Annotated in this window: 19 protein-coding genes; 10 read left to right on the plus strand and 9 right to left on the minus strand. The window is 64.8% G+C overall.

Annotation, left to right across the window (positions count from 1 at the left end):
• Positions 1–8: 8 nt before the first annotated feature.
• Complete coding sequence (locus H6P80_RS04205) at positions 9–626, minus strand: class I SAM-dependent methyltransferase (RefSeq protein ID WP_185800973.1); 618 nt, start codon at positions 624–626, stop codon at positions 9–11.
• Positions 627–788: 162 nt separating this feature from the next.
• On the opposite strand from H6P80_RS04205, the gene H6P80_RS04210 reads away from it, so the two are divergent.
• On the plus strand, positions 789–2081 hold the full coding sequence (locus H6P80_RS04210) for an MFS transporter (RefSeq protein ID WP_328804929.1): 1293 nt from the start codon (positions 789–791) through the stop codon (positions 2079–2081).
• A 7-nt stretch (positions 2082–2088) separates the two neighbouring features.
• Here the strand turns inward: H6P80_RS04210 and H6P80_RS04215 are convergent, their stop codons facing one another.
• The gene (locus H6P80_RS04215; protein WP_185800069.1) at positions 2089–4401 is read right to left on the minus strand and encodes a CDC48 family AAA ATPase; all 2313 of its coding nucleotides are present in this window, start codon (positions 4399–4401) and stop codon (positions 2089–2091) included.
• Between the two features lie 283 nt (positions 4402–4684).
• Here H6P80_RS04215 and H6P80_RS04220 point away from each other — a divergent pair, with 283 nt between their 5' ends.
• Complete coding sequence (locus H6P80_RS04220) at positions 4685–5593, plus strand: LysR substrate-binding domain-containing protein (RefSeq protein ID WP_185800974.1); 909 nt, start codon at positions 4685–4687, stop codon at positions 5591–5593.
• A 1-nt stretch (position 5594) separates the two neighbouring features.
• Here the strand turns inward: H6P80_RS04220 and H6P80_RS04225 are convergent, their stop codons facing one another.
• Genes H6P80_RS04225 through H6P80_RS04235 form a run of 3 tightly spaced genes read right to left on the minus strand, consistent with a single transcriptional unit; the run spans position 5595 to position 7871 of the window.
• Positions 5595–6356: an SDR family NAD(P)-dependent oxidoreductase gene (locus H6P80_RS04225; RefSeq protein WP_185800070.1), complete on the minus strand. Its 762-nt coding sequence runs from the start codon at positions 6354–6356 to the stop codon at positions 5595–5597.
• Positions 6357–6370: 14 nt separating this feature from the next.
• The gene (locus tag H6P80_RS04230; protein ID WP_185800071.1) at positions 6371–6817 is read right to left on the minus strand and encodes a peptidylprolyl isomerase; all 447 of its coding nucleotides are present in this window, start codon (positions 6815–6817) and stop codon (positions 6371–6373) included.
• A gap of 28 nt (positions 6818–6845) precedes the next feature.
• Entirely contained in the window at positions 6846–7871 is a 1026-nt protein-coding gene (locus tag H6P80_RS04235) for an LLM class flavin-dependent oxidoreductase (RefSeq protein WP_185800072.1), read from the minus strand.
• A 103-nt stretch (positions 7872–7974) separates the two neighbouring features.
• Here H6P80_RS04235 and mgtE point away from each other — a divergent pair, with 103 nt between their 5' ends.
• Together mgtE and H6P80_RS04245 are read left to right on the plus strand one after the other, a co-directional pair.
• On the plus strand, positions 7975–9387 hold the full coding sequence (gene mgtE, locus H6P80_RS04240) for a magnesium transporter (RefSeq protein WP_185800073.1): 1413 nt from the start codon (positions 7975–7977) through the stop codon (positions 9385–9387).
• A gap of 50 nt (positions 9388–9437) precedes the next feature.
• Complete coding sequence (locus H6P80_RS04245; protein WP_185800074.1) at positions 9438–9842, plus strand: DUF1489 family protein; 405 nt, start codon at positions 9438–9440, stop codon at positions 9840–9842.
• Here the strand turns inward: H6P80_RS04245 and H6P80_RS04250 are convergent.
• Positions 9839–10555 (minus strand): GIN domain-containing protein, encoded by a 717-nt coding sequence (locus tag H6P80_RS04250; RefSeq protein WP_185800075.1) that lies wholly within the window; start codon positions 10553–10555, stop codon positions 9839–9841. The genes H6P80_RS04245 and H6P80_RS04250 overlap by 4 nt on opposite strands.
• Complete coding sequence (locus H6P80_RS04255) at positions 10552–11172, minus strand: class I SAM-dependent methyltransferase (RefSeq protein WP_185800076.1); 621 nt, start codon at positions 11170–11172, stop codon at positions 10552–10554. The genes H6P80_RS04250 and H6P80_RS04255 overlap by 4 nt, the downstream gene beginning before the upstream one ends.
• Positions 11173–11262: 90 nt before the next feature.
• Here H6P80_RS04255 and H6P80_RS04260 point away from each other — a divergent pair, with 90 nt between their 5' ends.
• Positions 11263–11565, plus strand: coding sequence for an ArsR/SmtB family transcription factor (locus H6P80_RS04260; RefSeq protein ID WP_185800077.1), 303 nt, complete (start codon positions 11263–11265; stop codon positions 11563–11565).
• The gene (locus tag H6P80_RS04265; RefSeq protein ID WP_185800078.1) at positions 11565–12095 is read left to right on the plus strand and encodes an SRPBCC family protein; all 531 of its coding nucleotides are present in this window, start codon (positions 11565–11567) and stop codon (positions 12093–12095) included. Before H6P80_RS04260 ends, H6P80_RS04265 begins: the two co-directional genes overlap by 1 nt.
• A gap of 3 nt (positions 12096–12098) precedes the next feature.
• Here the strand turns inward: H6P80_RS04265 and H6P80_RS04270 are convergent, their stop codons facing one another.
• Positions 12099–12293 (minus strand): hypothetical protein, encoded by a 195-nt coding sequence (locus tag H6P80_RS04270; protein WP_185800079.1) that lies wholly within the window; start codon positions 12291–12293, stop codon positions 12099–12101.
• 217 nt (positions 12294–12510) lie between these two features.
• Here H6P80_RS04270 and H6P80_RS04275 point away from each other — a divergent pair, with 217 nt between their 5' ends.
• Genes H6P80_RS04275 through H6P80_RS04290 form a run of 4 tightly spaced genes read left to right on the plus strand, consistent with a single transcriptional unit; the run spans position 12511 to position 16539 of the window.
• Positions 12511–13446: an SGNH/GDSL hydrolase family protein gene (locus H6P80_RS04275; RefSeq protein WP_185800080.1), complete on the plus strand. Its 936-nt coding sequence runs from the start codon at positions 12511–12513 to the stop codon at positions 13444–13446.
• Positions 13443–14696 (plus strand): GDSL-type esterase/lipase family protein, encoded by a 1254-nt coding sequence (locus tag H6P80_RS04280; protein ID WP_185800081.1) that lies wholly within the window; start codon positions 13443–13445, stop codon positions 14694–14696. The genes H6P80_RS04275 and H6P80_RS04280 overlap by 4 nt, the downstream gene beginning before the upstream one ends.
• Before the next feature lie 12 nt (positions 14697–14708).
• Positions 14709–16118: an MBOAT family O-acyltransferase gene (locus H6P80_RS04285; RefSeq protein ID WP_185800082.1), complete on the plus strand. Its 1410-nt coding sequence runs from the start codon at positions 14709–14711 to the stop codon at positions 16116–16118.
• A gap of 16 nt (positions 16119–16134) precedes the next feature.
• The gene (locus H6P80_RS04290; RefSeq protein ID WP_185800083.1) at positions 16135–16539 is read left to right on the plus strand and encodes a hypothetical protein; all 405 of its coding nucleotides are present in this window, start codon (positions 16135–16137) and stop codon (positions 16537–16539) included.
• A 74-nt stretch (positions 16540–16613) separates the two neighbouring features.
• On the opposite strand, the gene H6P80_RS04295 is transcribed toward H6P80_RS04290, so the two are convergent.
• Positions 16614–17258, minus strand: coding sequence for a cell wall hydrolase (locus tag H6P80_RS04295; RefSeq protein ID WP_185800084.1), 645 nt, complete (start codon positions 17256–17258; stop codon positions 16614–16616).
• Positions 17259–17423: the final 165 nt, after the last annotated feature.

The following is a 17423-nucleotide window of genomic DNA, read 5'->3' on the forward strand; positions in this document are numbered from 1 at the left end:
GCCGGCCCTCAGGCCTCGTTCTTCCAACCCCAGAACAATACCGCAGGCGGGATGTTCCACCATTCGCGGCCGCGCTCGATCCGGTCGAAATTGGGCTCGATATAGTCGCGGCATTTCGGCGAGAACTGATAGACGAGAAATGCGCCGCCCGGGCGCACGACCCGGCCCGTCGCCTTGCCGATCTCTTCGCCCACGCCGTCGGGCAGGGTCGAGAAGGGCAGGCCCGAAAGCACATAATCGGCATGGTCGAAGCCCTTGTCGGCGACGATCTTTTCGACGTCCGCGGCCGACCCTTCGACGACGTGGAAGCGCGGATCGCGAATCTCGCGCCGGAGATAGTCGACGAAATCGGCATTGGTATCGATCACGACCAGCATCGCATCCGGGCGCATCCGCTCCAGAATCGGGCGGCAGAACGTGCCGACGCCCGGGCCGTATTCGACAAACAGCTTGGTGTTTTCCCAATCGACCGGCGCGAGCATCTTGTCGATGAGCTTGGTCGAGGAGGGGATGATCGAGCCGACCATCACGGGATGCTTGATGAACCCCTTGAGGAAAAGGGCAAGCGGCCCGGGTCCGTGGGCGCCCGAATGGCGGCGCGCGGCATTGCTGGCTGTTTCGGTCATCATGCTCTTCGCTAAAAACGGTTCGGGGCACGCGTTCGCAAATGTATGGCCGGTTGGCAAGGTTTTGCTGCTTTCGCGAGACCGGGCTTCCCGTTATGGGGGCGCCATGATTTTCAGGTTTTATCTTGCAACTTGCCTGGCCATGGCCGCCCGGTCGCGCTCGTGAACGTCGGTGCGACCGCCGGCATCCGCCGCGATCGCTTCGTGGTGCTTTTCCTCGTCATGCTGACGGCGGCGGCGGGCAACACGGCGATGCAATCGGTGATGCCGACCATCGGCCGGGCGCTCGATATCCCAGATTTCTGGGTGTCGCTCGCCTATAGCTGGTCGGCGCTGCTCTGGGTGATGCTGGCGCCCTATTGGGCGCGCCAATCCGACAGGCGGGGGCGCAAGCCGCTGATGCTGCTCGGCACGATGGGTTTCATCACCTCGATGGCGACCTGCGGATTGATCCTCTGGGCGGGCCTTGCCGGGCTGATGCTGCCGGCGACGACCTTCATCATCTTCGCGATCGCGCGCAGCCTGTACGGCGGCTTCGGTTCGGCCTCTCCGCCTGCCGTCCAGGCCTATGTCGCCGCGCGCACCGACCGGGAAAACCGGACGGCGGCGCTCTCGGTGATCGCCTCCTCTTTCGGGCTCGGCACGATTATCGGCCCGGCCCTGGCGCCGAGCTTCGTGCTGCCGGTCGTCGGGTTGGCGGGGCCGCTGCTGGTGTTCGCGGGGATCGGGATTGCGGTCTGGCTGTCGGTCTATTTCCTGCTGCCCAACGATACGCCACGCCACAAGGCGCGGGGGTCGATCGCCAGCGAACCGTCGATCGGCGGCTTTTCGGGCGCTTCGGCGATTGCGAGCGATGACGAGGAGGACGAGGAGGGACGTTCGGGGGAACGATTGCGCTGGCGGGACCCCAGGATCGCGCCCTGGCTGCTGATCGGCGTGCTCGGCGGCCATGGCCACGCCGCGATCCTCGGCGTGATCGGCTTTCTGGTGATCGACCGGCTCGGCCTGCCGCTCAACGAAGCGCAGCAGGCGATCGGCATCGTGCTGATGGCGAGCGCCGGCGCGACGCTGCTCGCGCAATGGGGGCTGATCCCGCAGATGAAGGTGGCGCCGAAGCGGCTCGTGATGTGGGGCTTCCTGCTGGGCGCCGCCGGCTGCATGCTGACCGCGACCTTGACGACCCTGCACGGGCTGACGCTCGGTTTCGCCATTGCCTCGCTCGGCATGGGGCTGTTTCGCCCGGGCTTTACGAGCGGCGCGTCGCTAGCGGTCAGCCGGGCCGAGCAGGGGCAGGTGGCGGGTATGGTCGCCTCGGTCAACGGCATGGCCTTTATCGCCGCGCCGGCGATCGGCGTGCTGATCTATGGCGCCTGGATGCCGCTGCCATTCCTGCTCTGCGGCGCGTTGTTCCTGCTGCTCACCGTCTGGGCGGGCTTCCGGCTGGAAGAGGAATAGCGCCCGGCTATCTATGCTTGGCCGAATTGCTGGGCGTCAGCATGCCGGGCGAAATGAACCCGATCGGATCGAGCGCCAGCGAATCCTGTTTCAGCTTCGCCGCCATGGTTTCATATTCGCGTTCCATTTCGGGGGTGACGCTGGCGCGCGTATCTTCGAGCGCCTTTTCGAAATCCTCCATCGTCACCGTATCGGCCTGGAGCGAGCGGCGCAGGGCATAGAGGCCCGCCCGGCGCGTGAGATCTTCCAGATCGGCGCCGGTAAATCGCTCGGCCCGGTCCGCCAGGGCATCAAGATCGACATCCTTGGCGAGCGGCATAGACCCGGTGTGGATCGCGAGAATACGCCGCCGTCCGGCCTTTTCGGGGACGGGGACATAGACCAGTTCGTCGAAACGGCCCGGCCGCAGCAGTGCCGGGTCGACGAGGTTGGGGCGATTGGTCGCACCGATCACGACCACCGATTGCAGCTCCTCCAGCCCGTCCATTTCGGAGAGGATGGTGTTGACGACGCGTTCGGTGACCTGCGGTTCGCCCATCCCGCCGCCGCGCGCGGGCACCAGGCTGTCGAGCTCGTCGATGAAGATCACGGTCGGCGCCACCTGCCGCGCCCGCGCGAACAGCCGGGCGATCTGCTGCTCGGATTCGCCATACCATTTGGAAAGCAAGTCCGAGGATTTGGTGGCGATGAAATTGGCGTTGGATTCATGCGCCGTCGCTTTGGCGAGCAGCGTCTTGCCGGTGCCGGGTGGGCCATAGAGCAGGAAGCCCTTGGCCGGGCGGATGCCGAGCCGGCGAAAGGCCTCGGGATCCTTGAGCGGCAGTTCCACGCCTTCCTTCAGGCGCTTCTGGACCTCGTCGAGCCCGCCGATATCGTCCCAGCTGACATTGGTGGCCTGCACCATCACCTCGCGCAGCGCCGAGGGCTGGATGCGTTTCAGCGCCTCTTCGAAATCGTTACGAGTCACCGAGAGCTCGTCGAGCACTTCGGTCGGCACAGTGCGTTCCTCAAGGTTGAGCTTGGGCATGATCCGGCGCACCGCTTCGATCGCAGCTTCGCGCGTCAGCGCGCCGAGATCCGCACCGACAAAACCGTAGGTCTTCCGCGCCAGTTCGCGCAGGCGCACGTCTTCGGCGAGCGGCATGCCGCGCGTGTGGATGGCGAGGATCTCGCGCCGGCCGCGTTCGTCGGGAACGCCGATCACGATCTCGCGATCGAAACGGCCGGGCCGCCTCAGCGCCTCGTCGATCGCCTCGGGCCGGTTGGTCGCGGCAATGACGATCAGGTTGGTGCGTTTCTGCAGCCCGTCCATCAAGGTGAGCAACTGGGCGACGATCCGCTTCTCGGCTTCGCCCGCCACCTTGTCGCGCTTGGGCGTGATCGAATCGATCTCGTCGATAAACACGATCGAGGGCTGCGCCTCGGCCGCCTTTTCGAACACTTCGCGCAGCCGCTTCTCGCTCTCGCCATAGGCGGACCCCATGATTTCGGGACCGTTGATGAGGAAGAATTCGGCGTCGCTTTCGTTGGCGACCGCGCGCGCCAGCAGCGTCTTGCCGGTGCCGGGCGGGCCATGAAGCAGCACGCCCTTGGGCGGATCGACGCCGAGCCGCTGGAAGAGTTCGGGATAGCGCAGCGGCAGTTCGACCATTTCGCGCATCTGGTCGATGGTTTCGCCGAGCCCGCCCAGATCGTCATAGGTCACGTCCGCGCGGCGTGCATCGGCCGGTTCGCTGTAATCGGCCTTGAGCTCGACCTCGGTCTCCTGGCCGATATGGACGATGCCCTTGGGCGTCGTCGCGGCGACCACCAGGCGCACTTCCTGCAGCGCATAAGCCGGTGCGTTCATGATCTGGCGCAGCTGGGGCGGCATGTCGCCCTGATCGACGGGGCGTTGCCCGGCGGTCGCCACGACATCGCCCTGGGTCAGCGGTTTCATCCCGAAACTGCGCTTCAACGCCTCGGCATTGCCGTGCAGGCGCACATTTTTTTGTGCAGGCGCGAACACAACGCGCTTGGCGGGTTGCGATTCGGCCTTTTGGATCGTCACCAGATCGCCCGATCCGGCGCCCGCATTGGCGCGCTGGAGGCCGTCGATCCGCAGGATGGTGAGCCCCTCGTCTTCCGGATAGGGATGCACGGCGCGTGCGGGGGTCGATCTTTTTCCGGTGATCGTCACGACATCGCCCTCGACCAGACCGAGTTCGGACATGGTTTCGCGGGACATGCGCGCAAAGCCCCGGCCCGAGTCTTCGGGCCTGGCGTTCGCCACCTGCAGTTTGTGACCGTCTGTTTTCGGGGGATTTTCAGCGTCGGCCATGGAAGCTCCGTTCTAGTGTCGAAGTCTTACATAGGATGTCGATCGGCGGTTGCGAACCACTTGAACGGGATCGTCGCGCGCGGGCTGCGCAAAAAAAATCGGGCCAGCCAAAGAGGGGAAGGCCGGCCCGAAAGGATCTTAGGAGAGGATGCCTGAAAGGCCTCCTGTATTTGGGTTTCAATCTGCAATTGTGCAAGTGCGAAAAACATGCTATAGATTGCAAATTATGCAACGCAGATTCGGATCGCGCCATTTATAGCAAGGGTGCAGGGGGACTGAAGAGATACGCAGACTGCCGCCTTTGACAGCCATCGAAGCATTTGTGCAGGTCGCCCGGCTGGGATCGGTGAAAGCGGCAGCCGAAGAGCTGTCCCTATCCTCTCCGGCGCTGAGCCGCCGGGTCCAGAATCTTGAACATTTTCTGGGGCGTACGCTATTCGAGCGGCGCCATCATGCGATGGTTCTCTCCGATGACGGGGAGGCGCTGCTGGCCCGCGTGTCCGGCCCGCTGGACGAGCTTGCCCAGGCGATAGAGCTGTCCACCGGGCAGTCGGACCTGCTGCGGCTGCGGCTTGGCGTGCTGCCGCTCTTCGCGTCGCAGCGGCTGATCGGCAAATTGCCCGAATTGCGCACGCTGCATCCCGAACTGCACATCGATATCGACACGGCGGCGCATGGCACGGCGCGGCTCGGCGACGGGCTGGACGCGGCGATCACCCTTGCCCAGTCGATCGATCCGAGCCTTTATTCTCGCAAGATCGATCACAATGTCATCACGCCGATCGGTACTCCCGGGCTCACGGTCCGCAACCAGCCGATCACCCATCCCGAACAGATTGCCGGGCTGACGGTGCTGCTTCACCGCGACATGCCCGAATCCTTCAATTTCTGGCGTGAGGCGATCGGCTTTCCCAATCTCGAACCGGCGGCAGAGGATCATTTCGATTCGGGCCAGCTCATGCTCGACGCGGCGGCGCAGGGGCTCGGCATCGCCTTCATGCTCGATTCCCATCTCGAGGATGCGAGCGACAGCCGGTTGATCCGACTGTTCGATACCGCGGTGGAAAGTCCCTATAGCTACTGGTTCTCCTGCCGGCGCTCGGCGCTCAGGCGCAGGCCGGTGAAGCTGTTCCACGATTGGCTGTTCAGCCGGGTCTGCCGGCAGGCGAGCGGCCGGGCCGCGGCGGCCTGAGCTAGCCCTGCAGCTGCTTGACGATCTCTCGCGTCACGCTGCGCGGCGTGATGCGGTTGGACTGGACCATCACCTTGTTGATGAGGCCCGGCACGACGACCGCCTTGTTCTTGTCGAGCCCTTTTAGCCCCGCTTCGACGACGGCGGCGGGATCGCCGGCGAACTTCTTGAAAAGTTGGGTGTCCGCCATATCGGCCTGATCGGCGAATTCGGTTTTGGTCGCGCCGGGGCACAAGGCCGTCACATGAATATGGTACGGCGCGAGTTCCTCGTGGAGCGCTTCGGTGAAGCTCAGGATATAGGCCTTGGTCGCATAATAAACGGCCATGTTCGGCCCGGCCTGGAACGCGGCGGTCGAGGCGACGTTGAGGATGCCGCCGCCCTGCCGTGCGATCATGCCGGGGATCGCCGCATGGCAGAGCTGGGTGACCGCGATCATGTTGACCTGCATCATGTCCAGCTGATCGCCCAGTGCGAGGTCATGAAACTGGCCGCGCGCGCCGAAGCCGGCATTGTTGATCAGGCAGTAGATATGGCATCCGGCCTTATCGACCGCCTCCAGGATCGCATCGGCGGCATCGGGGTCGGTCAGGTCTTCCGAGATGACGAGCGTGCCCTTGCCGATCTTCCTGGCAAGCTGGTCGAGATGGTTCTTGCGCCGCGCGACCAGCGCCACCCTCTTCCCGCGCGCTGCGCAAGACCGCGCGAACAGTTCGCCAAGGCCGCTCGACGCGCCGGTGACGAGGGTGACGGGATCGCTCATCGGATTGCCGGTTTCTAGCTGACCTTCATCGCCACGATCTTGCCGGGCTCGGCCGGAGGTTCGCCCTTGGGCAGCGCGTCGACATGTTCCATGCCCGATGTGACTTCGCCCCAGACGGTATATTGCCGGTCGAGAAAGCCGGCATCGTCGAAGCAGATGAAGAACTGGCTATTGGCACTGTTGGGATCCTGGGAGCGCGCCATCGAACAGACGCCGCGGACATGCGGTTCGTCCGAAAATTCCTGGGCGAGGTTCGGCTTGTCCGAACCGTGCATGCCGGTGCCGGTGGGATCGCCGCCCTGGGCCATAAAGCCCGGAATCACGCGGTGGAAGACGACGCCGTCGTAAAAGCCGTCTTCGGCGAGGGCGGTGATCTGCGCGACATGGTTGGGTGCCAGGTCGGGGCGCAGCTTGATGACGACGTCGCCGCTGTCCAGCGTCATGGTGAGGGTATCGGCCATGGGAATCTCCTTTGGTTCGGGCGGCCTTCTAGGCAGCCTCGCCGTGCTTCGCCAGCCCATATTCCCCGGCGACGAGGCTGTAGCTGTGCTTGCGCGCGTCATGATCGGCCATGATGTTGACGAGCATCATCTCGTCGGCCTCATATTCCGCGGCCACGGCATCGAGCTCGGCATGGACTTCCGCGGGCGTGCCGAGAATGGCGCGTCGCCGCCGCGCATCGAGCGCGCCCGGATTGTCCGCGATCCAGCTTTCCGCGGTTTCGAGGGTGGGCACGGGGATCAGCACGTTGCGATGGAGCAGCGCGCCGAGCATCGCGGCGGGCTTGCCGAGCCGGATCGCGGTTTCGCTGTCGTCGGCCGCAATCGTCCAGCTTGCGACCATCACATGCGGTGCCTCGCCATGCACCGACGGCGTGAAACGTTTGCGATATTCGGCGGCGATGGGGGCGCCGTCGCGGTTGATGAAATCGGCGAAACAATAAGGAAGGCCCGCTTCCGCAGCCCATAACGCGCTGTCCATCGACGATCCCAGAAGCCAGGGCGCAGGCATGCCGCCCCCCGAAGGCAGCGTGTCCTCGAGCGAGGCGAAGGGGTGATCCTCGGGCAGTCCTTCGCCGAAATAGGCGAGGAGCTCGGCAAGGTTGCTCGGAAAATCGTCGAGCGGCATGCGCCGGCTGCGGTCGCGCTGGAGCGCCAGCATCGTCCGCATGTCGCCGCCCGGCGCGCGGCCCAGGCCGAGGTCGATCCGGTTCGGCGCGAGCGCGGAAAGCAGCGCGAAGGTTTCGGCGACCTTGAAGGGCGAATAATGCGGCAGCATGATGCCGCCGGAACCGACGCGAATCTGCTGCGTCGCGAGCGCGATCGGTCCGATCAGCGCCTCGGGCGCCGCCCCGCCGAGCGCGGGGCTCGCATGATGTTCGGCTACCCAATAGCGACGATAGCCGAGCGCATCGCAATGCCGGGCAAGGTCCAGCGTGTCGGCGAGCGCATCCGCCGCGCTGCGCCCTTCGGCGATCGGCGACTGGTCGAGAACGGAAAGGGTGTATCGGGCCATGGCCTGCAATCTAGTGATTCCACGGCGCTAAGAAAGGCTGACAAGCCCGTAGCATCGGTTTAAGGCGCAGCCGGGCCCATTTTGCAGCGAAGGGAGGAGCCGCATGAGCCAAGATGCCGATACCTCCCCGGCCGAAGCGCCCGAGCTCGAAGAATCCAACCTCGACGAAGCCCATCGGCTCCGCCACGAATTCGTGGAATCGGTGCTCGAACGGCTGGATGCCGCCGACGATGAGGGCGTGCGGGAACTGGTGGAGCAGCTTCACCCGGCCGACATCGCGGATCTGTTCGAACAGGTCGATCGCGAACGGCGCGGGCCGCTTGCCGCCGCGGTAAGGGACCTTCTCGACGGCGAGGTCCTGTCGGAGATGAACGACTTCGTCCGCGAAGGGCTGGTTGACGAACTCGACAATGTCCAGGTCGCCGATCTCGCCTCCAATCTCGATACCGACGATGCCGTCGCCATCATCGAGGATATGGAGGCCGAGGACCAGCGCGAGGTGCTGCGCGCGCTGGACCCCGACGACCGGGCGGCGATCGAGGAAGCGCTCGCCTATCCCGAAGAGACCGCCGGCCGCGTCATGCAGCGCGAGCTGGTCTCGGTCTACGAGAATATGATGGTCGGCGACGTCATCGATTTCCTGCGCGACAGCCAGGACATGACGATGGAGTTCTGGGAAATCTTCGTCGTCGATGCGCGCCATCACCCGGTTGGCACCTGCGCGCTCAGCTGGATCCTGCGAACGCCGCGCAATTTCGCCATCGCCGATGTCATGAAGCGCGAGCAGATGCTGATCCCGGTCGATATGGATCAGGAGGAAGTCGCGCTGCGCTTCCAGAAATACGGGCTAATATCGGCGGCGGTGGTCGATAGCGACGGCCGGCTGGTCGGCATGATCACGGTCGACGATATCGTCGACATCATCGCCGAAGAGGCCGGCGAAGACATCCTGCGCCTGTCGGGCGCCGGCGAGGGCGACATCAACGAGCCGGTGAAGGACGCCTATCGCAGCCGTGTACGGTGGCTCGTCGCCAATCTCGGTACCGCGCTGGTCGCCAGCTTCATCATCTCGCTGTTCGGCGCGGCGATCGAGGAGATGGTCGCGCTGGCGGTGCTGATGCCGATCGTCGCCTCGATCGGCGGCAATGCGGGAACCCAGACTATGGCAGTCGCCGTGCGGGCGCTCGCGATCAACGAACTGACGCGTTCCAACACCTGGCGAACCATCCGGCACGAGCTCGCCGTGGCGATCTTCAACGGTGCGACGATTGCCGTGCTGATCGGGATCGGCGCGGCTTTGGTGTTCGGCAATCCGATGCTGGGCGGGGTGATCGCGGCGGCGATGCTGATCAACATCGTGATCGCCGGGCTGGCCGGGGTTTTCGTGCCGGTCACCCTGGAACGGATGGGCCAGGATCCGGCCGTCGCCTCCTCGGTGTTCGTGACGATGATCACCGATTCGATCGGCTTTCTCGCCTTTCTCGGCCTTGCGGTCGCCTCGGGCCTTGTGGGTTAGTCGGGCCCGGCGCGGTTGATTGCGCGCGGCTCGCCGCCCAGATTGAACCCATGGCCAGCCTTCACCTCACCCGTCCCGCCGTTGGCTGCGATTCGCTGACGGTGCTTAGGGAACGCCATGCAGCCCGCGCCAAAGGCGGCGAAGTGACGATCACGACGCGGTATCGGCCCAAGCGGTTCGAGGAGCTGATCGGCGGATCGCTCTACTGGATCATCAAGCACCGGCTGGTCGCGCGGCAGACGATCCTCGGCTTTGCCGAAAATGCGGAGGGCCATTGCGTGATCCGGCTCGATGCCCGGATCGTCCCGGTCCGCACCCGGCCGAAACGCGCGCATCAGGGCTGGCGTTATCTGAAGGGTTCGGATGCGCCGGTCGATTTCGAAGGTGGCGATGAGGCGCTGACCGCGATGCCGCCGAAAATGCTGAACGAGCTTGCAAAGCTCGCGCTGATCTAGCGCCGGTTGAGGAAGCCGGCGCAGCTGACATTGCCGGAACCGACGCTGCGGTCGATGCAGGATGCATCGCCGTGTACCGTCACCGTGCCGTTGCCGATGGAGGTAATATCGGCCTCGCGCTCGGCCGCGATTTCGACCGAGCCCGGGCCGTTCAGCGTTACGGTGAGATCGCCGACCGACAGGCCCGGCGCGACGAGCGTGCCCGGTCCCTGGATGTTGACGGTGCCGTTTCCGGCCTCGCCGCCCACTTCCATGATGCCGGCGCCGGTCAGTGCGAGGCCGAGATCCTCGGCGGTGATTACACCGACCGCGATCCGGCCGTTGCCGCCCAGGCTGACGAGCAGCCGCTGGCCCTGCATCCGGTCGATCTCGAGATCGCCTGCGCCGACCACGGTAGCCTGCTCCAGCCGGGGGGTGGAGAGATAGATGATCGCCGCGGCGTCGTTGCGTTCGCCCGGATATCCGCCCCAGTTCGACGAGATGTTACGGCGGATGCGCAAGGTCCGACCGGTAACGTCGAGCGCGATTTCGTTGATCGCGCGGTTGTCGCCCTCGACATAGGCCGAAGCGCCGCCGCCCGTGGTCAGCCGGACCACGAAAGGCCCGTTGACCTGCAGGCGATCGAAATTGGTCACCGAATAGCCGCGCCGTTCGGCCTGGGCCGGAAAGGCGAGCGCGATCAGAGCGGCGGCGAAAGCAAGACGGGCGATCATATCCGGGCTTCTCCCCATTCGACCCAGCCGGCCCAGCGGGGCGATTTTTCCATATAGCCTTCGCCCTTGTCGGCGACGGTGAAACCCGCGGCTTCGATCGCCGAGGTGACGGGGCGGGTCAGGTGGCAGCCGCCGGCGATGCGTTTCCATAGCGGTTCGATACGCCGCTGCCATTTGGCGGCTTTGGGATCGGGGGCAGCGCCATGTTCGCAGAACAGGAATTGTCCGCCCGGTTTCAATACGCGGCGGGCTTCCGCCAGCGAACGGGCCTGGTCCTGCACCGAACACAGGGTGAAGGTGGCGAGTACGGTGTCGAAGCTGTCATCGGCAAATGGCAGGTCTTCGGCGATGCCGCCCTTGATATCGAAAACGATGCCTTCGGCCTTGGCCGCCGCCCGGGCCCGGTCGAGCAGTTCGGGCGAAGGATCGACGCCTTCCACGCTTGTTACCTTTGCCGGATCGTAAAGCGCGAAATTGGCGCCGCCGCCCGCGCCCAGTTCAAGCACGCGGCCGCTGGCGCGCGGCACGACAAGGGCGCGGCGTTCCATGACGGGCGGCTGGCTGCAGCAAAAGCCGATCATCCGCGGCACGACATATTTGTCCCAAAGACCGGTCATGGCGGGGTCATGCCATGGGGTTTGAGGCGATGCCAGCCGCTTATACATTTAAGCATTGACTTAATTAAGTGAAGGCTTAAACATTGGCGTATGGACCGATTCGCCGCCCTTGGAGACCCGACACGCCGCGCCATTGTCGCCCGCCTTGCCGCGGCTGACAGCCGGGCCGGCGATATCGCCGCGGGTTTCGCGATCAGCGCGCCGGCGATCTCGCAGCATCTGAAAACGCTGCGCCAAGCCGGGCTGGTGCGCGTTGAAAAACGCGGGCGCGAACGGATTTACAGCCTCGATCCCGAGGGCCTGGCCGCGATGGAGCGTTGGGTCTCGGAAACACGGACACTCTGGAACGGCCGGCTCGACCGGCTGTCCCGGCTGCTTGAGGGAGACGAATGATGCGCGAGGATTTTGGTACCCAGCTGGAAGACGGATCGCTGCGTTTCGTTCGCGATCTTCCCGGGCCGATCGAACGGGTCTGGGCCTATCTCGTCGATCCGGAAAAGCGCGCGCTTTGGTTCTGCGACGGGACGATGGGAGGCCAGGTCGGCGACAGCTATACCATGGCCTTCGATCATGACCGGCTCTCGCATGAGCCCCTGCCCGAACGCTATGCCGGGATGCAGGGCGGCATCGAGATGAAAGCCGAGATCCTCGCCATTGATCCGCCGCGACTGATCGTGTTTTGCGGCGTAAGCGAAGATGCCGAAACGCGCATCGAGCTGGAACCGCTGGGGGAACGGGTCAGGCTGACGCTAACCCAGGCACCGCCCGCCGATTTCGGCGACCTCACCGGCACAGCCGGTGGCTGGCACGCCCATCTTGCGATCCTCGTCGACCACCTCGAAGGCCGGGTGCCGCGCGGTTTCTGGACCGAGCATGAAGAGGCAAGGGGCCATTATGAGGGCGTGCTCAAGCCCGCGGGCTGAAGTTCATTGCTGGTTTTTTTGCCATTCCTGCACCCGGCGGAAATAGGGCATGCCGCCCAGCGCCGCGCCAAGGCCGATAATGCCGCCGCCGATTGCGCCGATGCCGCCGATCACTGTCAGCGCGATGACGGCACCAACGGTTGCGCCAATGGCGATGAAAGCAATTTCCTTGCCGGACGGTTTCGGTTTGTCAGCCATGTTTAATCCCCCAGATATCCTCGACCCGGTCGTGCCTTAGGCGCGGCGCCAAAGCCGAGGCAAGGCCCCGCGCCAATGAGCCGTGGGCAGGCCGTATCGCTTCCGTTCATCCTGCGCGCGCCAAGTTACTCCGTGTTCTGCCCAAGGCGGCGCTTGCCAAGCACCGCGCCATTGGACATGAACCCCGGTCATTGGCGCTGGAAGACGGAGTAGCGCGATGGAAAAATTGAAGAAACTGGCCTTCCTGGCCGATCGGACCGCGGTCCTGTTCATCGGCATCGCGGTCGGCGCGGTGATCGGGCTGGCTTTTCTCGGCGGCGGGGAAGGGGCGGCGAGCGCCCCCGCGCCGGAAATCGTGGTGCAGCAGGCTGCGGCCACCGGCGATGTCGCGCCCAGCGAATGCGCGGCGATGTTCGACCGCGGGCTGACGCGCGCGCTGGCCGAGGGCGAGCCGGTCCAGATCGGCGTGTTCGGCGACAGTTTCGGCGACGGTCTTTGGGCCGCGCTCTATCGCGGTTTTCGCGGCGAGGACGATTTCGTCGTCCACCAGTTCGCGCACCAGTCGACGGGCTTCACCCGTTATCGCAGCCTCAATGTGCTGGAAGATATCGCCGCGCGGCTCGAGGAACAGCCGGTCGATATCGCCGTCCTTTCCTTCGGCGCCAACGACACCCAGGGGATCTATACCGGCAATTCGGCCGCCGCCTATATGAGCGAGGAGTGGCAGGAAATCGTCGGCGCACGCGTCGATGCCGTCGTCCAGCTGCTGCGGGACAATGGCGCGATCGTCTATTGGGTGGGCCTGCCGCGCATGCGCCGGCCCGAATTCGACGCCCAGATCCAGCAGATGAACGCCTTTTACGCCGCACGTATGCGGCAACTCGGCGTTCCCTTTATCGACACGGCCTCGTTGAGCGTCGATGAGGATGGCAATTATGCCGCCTATCTCCCCAATCCCGAAACCGGCGCCCGCACGCTCGTGCGCGCCAATGACGGCATTCACATGACCGGCATGGGCTACGGCTTTCTCACCCGCGGGCTCGAAGAGCGTATTCGCGGCTATGTCGATCTCGCCCGCGCCGAAGCGGTGCGCGAGGAACAGCGGCGCAGCGCGGCAAGCACGGTCGAAACCGGGGGGAGCTCCGAAGGATGAGGGCGGCCTTCGCGCTTCTGGCGCTGGCGACGATTGCCGGTGCCGGTCCCGCTGCCGGCCAGCAGGCGGGCTCTGCCTGGGAAGGCTGTGGCGAACGGCTCTGCTATGCCCAAAATCTCGCGCCCTTTTTCGCGCGTCTTGGCGAGAGCCGCCGCGATGGCGGGGAGCCTGTCCGCATCATCCAGATCGGCGACAGCCACACGGCGGGTGACATGATCACCAATGGCTGGCGCGAGGCGCTGCGCGAACGATACGGCCAGGGCGGCCGCGGCGTGCTGGCTGCCGGACGGCCCTATGCCGGCTATCTGACCTGGGGTGTCACCGCCTCGCAGACGGCGGGCTGGGAAGTGAACTCAATCTTCGGCCGGGGCTATGCCAATTACGGCCGCCCGATCGGCATTTCGGGCTTCAGCCAGACCGCGCGGGCCGCCGGTGAATCGCTCGGCGTCACCGCCGATGCGCCCGAACAGTCCTTCGATCGCATCATCGTTTGCGCGATCCGCGAACCGGGCGCGGGCACGGTGACCCTGCGGCTCGGCTTCGAAACCGAACGCTGGGCGCTCGATGCACCCGAACGCACCACCGAATGCCGGACGCTCGACAGCGACTATCCCCAGCTCGGCGCGTCGCTCCGGACCGAGGACGACCGGATCGTCACGGTCACTTCCTTCGCGACGATGCGCCGTCAGGGCGGCGTCTCGCTCTCCAATCTCGGCGTATCGGGATCGCAACTCGTCCACCAGGCGCGCTCGACCGACACGGTGGCGCAGGTCGAACTGCGCACCTACCAGCCGGACCTGCTCGTCTTCGCCTTCGGCACCAATGAAGGTTTTTCGCAACAGCTGACGCCGGCCAGCTTCGAGGCGACCCTGCGCGCCCAGGTGACGCGTTTTCGCCAGTTGATGGGCCGCGACGTGCCGATCCTGCTGATCGGCGCGCCCGATGCCAATACGCGCAATCGCGGCCTGGCCGACAATTTCGGCGCGCCGGTGGCCTGCGCGGAGGGCTGGTACACGCCAACCCTGCTCGCCGAGCTTCGGACGCTCCAGCGGCGCGTGGCGCGCGAGATGGGGCTGGCCTTCTGGGACTGGAACGCGGCGATGGGCGGCCGCTGTTCGGCGCATGACTGGCGCACGCGCGATCTGATGCGCGGCGACCATGTCCATTTCAACCAAGCGGGGGGCGCACGGATCGGACGGATGATATTCGCCGATCTCGAAAGGGCCGCCGGCGAACGAGCCCCGCGATAGGGGCCGGCGACGATGCTTTTTCCGACGCTCACCTTCGGGCTGTTCTTCCTCGCGGTCTATGCCATCGCCTGGGGGCTCAAGGGCTCGAACGAGTGGCGCAAGATTTTCCTGCTCGTCGCGAGCTGGTTCTTCTACGGGGCCTGGGACTGGCGTTTCGTCGCGCTGCTGATTGTCTCCGGCTTCCTCAACTGGGGCGCGGCGCGGCTAATCATATATTTCGAGGACGACCGGAAGCGGCGTAAGCTGTTCCTCATACTCGGCGTCATCGCCAACCTCTGCATTCTCGGCTGGTTCAAATATTACGGCTTCTTCATGGAGCAGTTCGCGGCGCTGCTTTCGGGCCTCGGTTGGGAACGCGACCTCTATATCATGCAGGTCGTTCTCCCGATCGGCATTTCCTTCTTCACCTTCCAGGGGATGAGCTACCTGATCGACATCTACCGGCGGCAGACCGAGCCGGCGCGCCTGCTCGACATGGTGCTTCTGATGAGCTTTTTCCCGCACCTTGTCGCCGGTCCGATCGTGCGCGCTTCGCACCTCATCCCCCAATTCCAGAGCGTTCCGAAGATGGATCGGGGCATGGCCGCGATGGGGCTGCTGCTGATCGTATGGGGCCTGTTCAAAAAGGCAGTAATCGCCTCCTATCTTGCGACCGAATTCGTCGATCCGGTTTTCTTCGATCCTGCCGCCCATTCGAGCCTCGACCTCATGCTCGCCGCCTATGGCTATGCGGTGCAGATCTACTGCGATTTTTCTGCCTATAGCGATATGGCGATCGGGCTCGCCGCGCTGCTCGGCTATCGTTTCCCGCACAATTTCAACCAGCCCTACCGCGCGGCCAGCCTGCAGGATTTCTGGCGACGCTGGCATATCTCGCTGTCGAGCTGGCTGCGCGACTATCTCTATATTTCGCTAGGCGGGTCGCGGCACGGGCAGCTTCGGCTCTACGCCGCGTTGATGACGACGATGTTGCTCGGCGGGCTGTGGCACGGGGCGAGCTGGAACTTCGTGATCTGGGGCGGCATCCATGGCGGCGTGCTCGTCGCCGAGCGGCTGTGGCGGCAGCACAAGCCCGAGCACTGGCCGGCGCTACCGCAATGGGCGGGGATCATCCTCACCTTCCATATCGTGACCCTGGCCTGGATATTCTTCCGTTCCTCGACCTCCGAGGGCGCGATGCAGTTCCTCTCCGGGATCGGCGCGCTGGATTTCAGCGGATCGATATTGCGGCCTATGGGGCTGTTCCTGATCCTGCTCGGCACCGCGCTCCACGCGCTGCCACCCGATGCGATCCAGAAGAACGCGATGCGCCTGCGCCGCATCAATGCCGCCTGGGTCGGGCTCGGCTTGGGCATTCTCATTCTCGTCATCGACGCGATGCGCCCGGCCGGTGTCGAACCGTTCATCTATTACCAGTTCTAAGGAAGGAGGAGCCGCGATGACCAATACCGATAAGCCCGCCGCCCTTCCCGGGGCCGACATGACATCGCCGGTTGATCTGCCGCCGATTGAGGGGGGGGAAGCGCATCCGCTGCTCTGGGCCTCGACCGCGATCGCGGTAGCATCCGCGTTCCTCCTGCTGTTTAACGCTTCGGCCCTGCGCAGCTGGGCCTATGAGCGGGAACCGGGGCCGGTTAACGAACGCGTCGTCGGCTATGCGGAAGGCTGGTTCGCGGTGACCGAACGCTTTTATCTGGATCGCCCGGTGGCGGCGATGAGCGGCTGGTGGGACGCGATGAAGGCCATCGGATTCCGCGGTAGCGATGCCGAAGCGGCACCCGAGCCCGCCGAGCCCGAACCCGTCGCCGCGGAAGAACCCCGGCCGGGCTTCACCGTCCAATAGGCCCCAAAGCAAAGGCCGCCTTCTCCATGTCGGAAAAGACGGCCCATGCGACCCGGTAGGAAAGGGGGGAAAGTCTACCGGTAAAAAATATGATCGCCGATCTGCGCGACGCGCGGACGCGAAGCGTGGAAGCGCGAGGGCGCATAGGCGGCGTGATAGAAAACCGCTTCGCCGATCACCGGATCGCTGATCTGGTTGCGGGCGTCGAGCGAGACTTCCAGCGCCGACTGCCACAGCGCGTCGCTCCGCGAAGGGTTGTAGGCGTTGGTGTTGAAGAACTGGCCGCGCTGGTGGGCGACGGAACAGATCGAATTGGGGAAGCGCGGCGAGCGCACGCGGTTCATCACGAGCTGCGCGACAGCGAGCTGGCCGGTCTGCGACTGGTTGGCCGCTTCATGGCGCACGATCTTGACGAGGCAGATGAGATCGGCGTCGACCGTCTCGTCCATCGCCGGCGTTTCGTCGGCGGCAGGCAGCTCATCCTCAATGGCGAGGAATTCGGCCGCTTGGTCGAGCGCGATAGTCGGTTCGGTGGTTGCGGCCTCGGGGCCGGTTGCGTTCCGCTCAATACCGGATTCGGCGAGCAGGCTGGTGTCAGCTTCGTCCTGAATGGCATCGTTCGATTCAAAAGCGAAACCCGTGGCCATCGGCACTGCGGCAACGGTAACGGCGGCAGCGGCCGAAAGGCCGAAAATCACATTCTTGTGTCCCAGGGACATGTACACTCCATCAGGTGCGCCAAACGGCGCGGGTCCGCGCCTTACGTCTTCAAATTTTTTGCTGACCCGCTCCAGTTTCACGGCTTGCCGAGGTGGCTGCTTCCGCAAACGCACCTGTGCCTTTGTTGCGAGCTATATCTATTGTGCAGTGCAGCATTACAACCG

The organism is Parasphingopyxis marina (genome assembly GCF_014237875.1).
In the GTDB taxonomy this organism is placed as follows: Bacteria; Pseudomonadota; Alphaproteobacteria; order Sphingomonadales; family Sphingomonadaceae; genus Parasphingopyxis; species Parasphingopyxis marina.

Excerpts from the sequence above, each read along its gene's own strand:
- mgtE (WP_185800073.1), top strand. The coding sequence starts at position 7,975 with ATGAGCCAAGATGCCGATACCTCCCCGGCCGAAGCGCCCGAGCTCGAA.
- H6P80_RS04230 (WP_185800071.1), bottom strand. The coding sequence starts at position 6,817 with ATGGCCGATACCCTCACCATGACGCTGGACAGCGGCGACGTCGTCATC.
- H6P80_RS04270 (WP_185800079.1), bottom strand. The coding sequence starts at position 12,293 with ATGGCTGACAAACCGAAACCGTCCGGCAAGGAAATTGCTTTCATCGCC.
- H6P80_RS04280 (WP_185800081.1), top strand. The coding sequence starts at position 13,443 with ATGAGGGCGGCCTTCGCGCTTCTGGCGCTGGCGACGATTGCCGGTGCC.
- H6P80_RS04245 (WP_185800074.1), top strand. The coding sequence starts at position 9,438 with ATGGCCAGCCTTCACCTCACCCGTCCCGCCGTTGGCTGCGATTCGCTG.
- H6P80_RS04205 (WP_185800973.1), bottom strand. The coding sequence starts at position 626 with ATGACCGAAACAGCCAGCAATGCCGCGCGCCGCCATTCGGGCGCCCAC.
- H6P80_RS04255 (WP_185800076.1), bottom strand. The coding sequence starts at position 11,172 with ATGACCGGTCTTTGGGACAAATATGTCGTGCCGCGGATGATCGGCTTT.
- H6P80_RS04225 (WP_185800070.1), bottom strand. The coding sequence starts at position 6,356 with ATGAGCGATCCCGTCACCCTCGTCACCGGCGCGTCGAGCGGCCTTGGC.
- H6P80_RS04295 (WP_185800084.1), bottom strand. The coding sequence starts at position 17,258 with ATGTCCCTGGGACACAAGAATGTGATTTTCGGCCTTTCGGCCGCTGCC.
- H6P80_RS04290 (WP_185800083.1), top strand. The coding sequence starts at position 16,135 with ATGACCAATACCGATAAGCCCGCCGCCCTTCCCGGGGCCGACATGACA.
- H6P80_RS04275 (WP_185800080.1), top strand. The coding sequence starts at position 12,511 with ATGGAAAAATTGAAGAAACTGGCCTTCCTGGCCGATCGGACCGCGGTC.
- H6P80_RS04235 (WP_185800072.1), bottom strand. The coding sequence starts at position 7,871 with ATGGCCCGATACACCCTTTCCGTTCTCGACCAGTCGCCGATCGCCGAA.
- H6P80_RS04215 (WP_185800069.1), bottom strand. The coding sequence starts at position 4,401 with ATGGCCGACGCTGAAAATCCCCCGAAAACAGACGGTCACAAACTGCAG.
- H6P80_RS04250 (WP_185800075.1), bottom strand. The coding sequence starts at position 10,555 with ATGATCGCCCGTCTTGCTTTCGCCGCCGCTCTGATCGCGCTCGCCTTT.
- H6P80_RS04260 (WP_185800077.1), top strand. The coding sequence starts at position 11,263 with ATGGACCGATTCGCCGCCCTTGGAGACCCGACACGCCGCGCCATTGTC.
- H6P80_RS04265 (WP_185800078.1), top strand. The coding sequence starts at position 11,565 with ATGCGCGAGGATTTTGGTACCCAGCTGGAAGACGGATCGCTGCGTTTC.
- H6P80_RS04285 (WP_185800082.1), top strand. The coding sequence starts at position 14,709 with ATGCTTTTTCCGACGCTCACCTTCGGGCTGTTCTTCCTCGCGGTCTAT.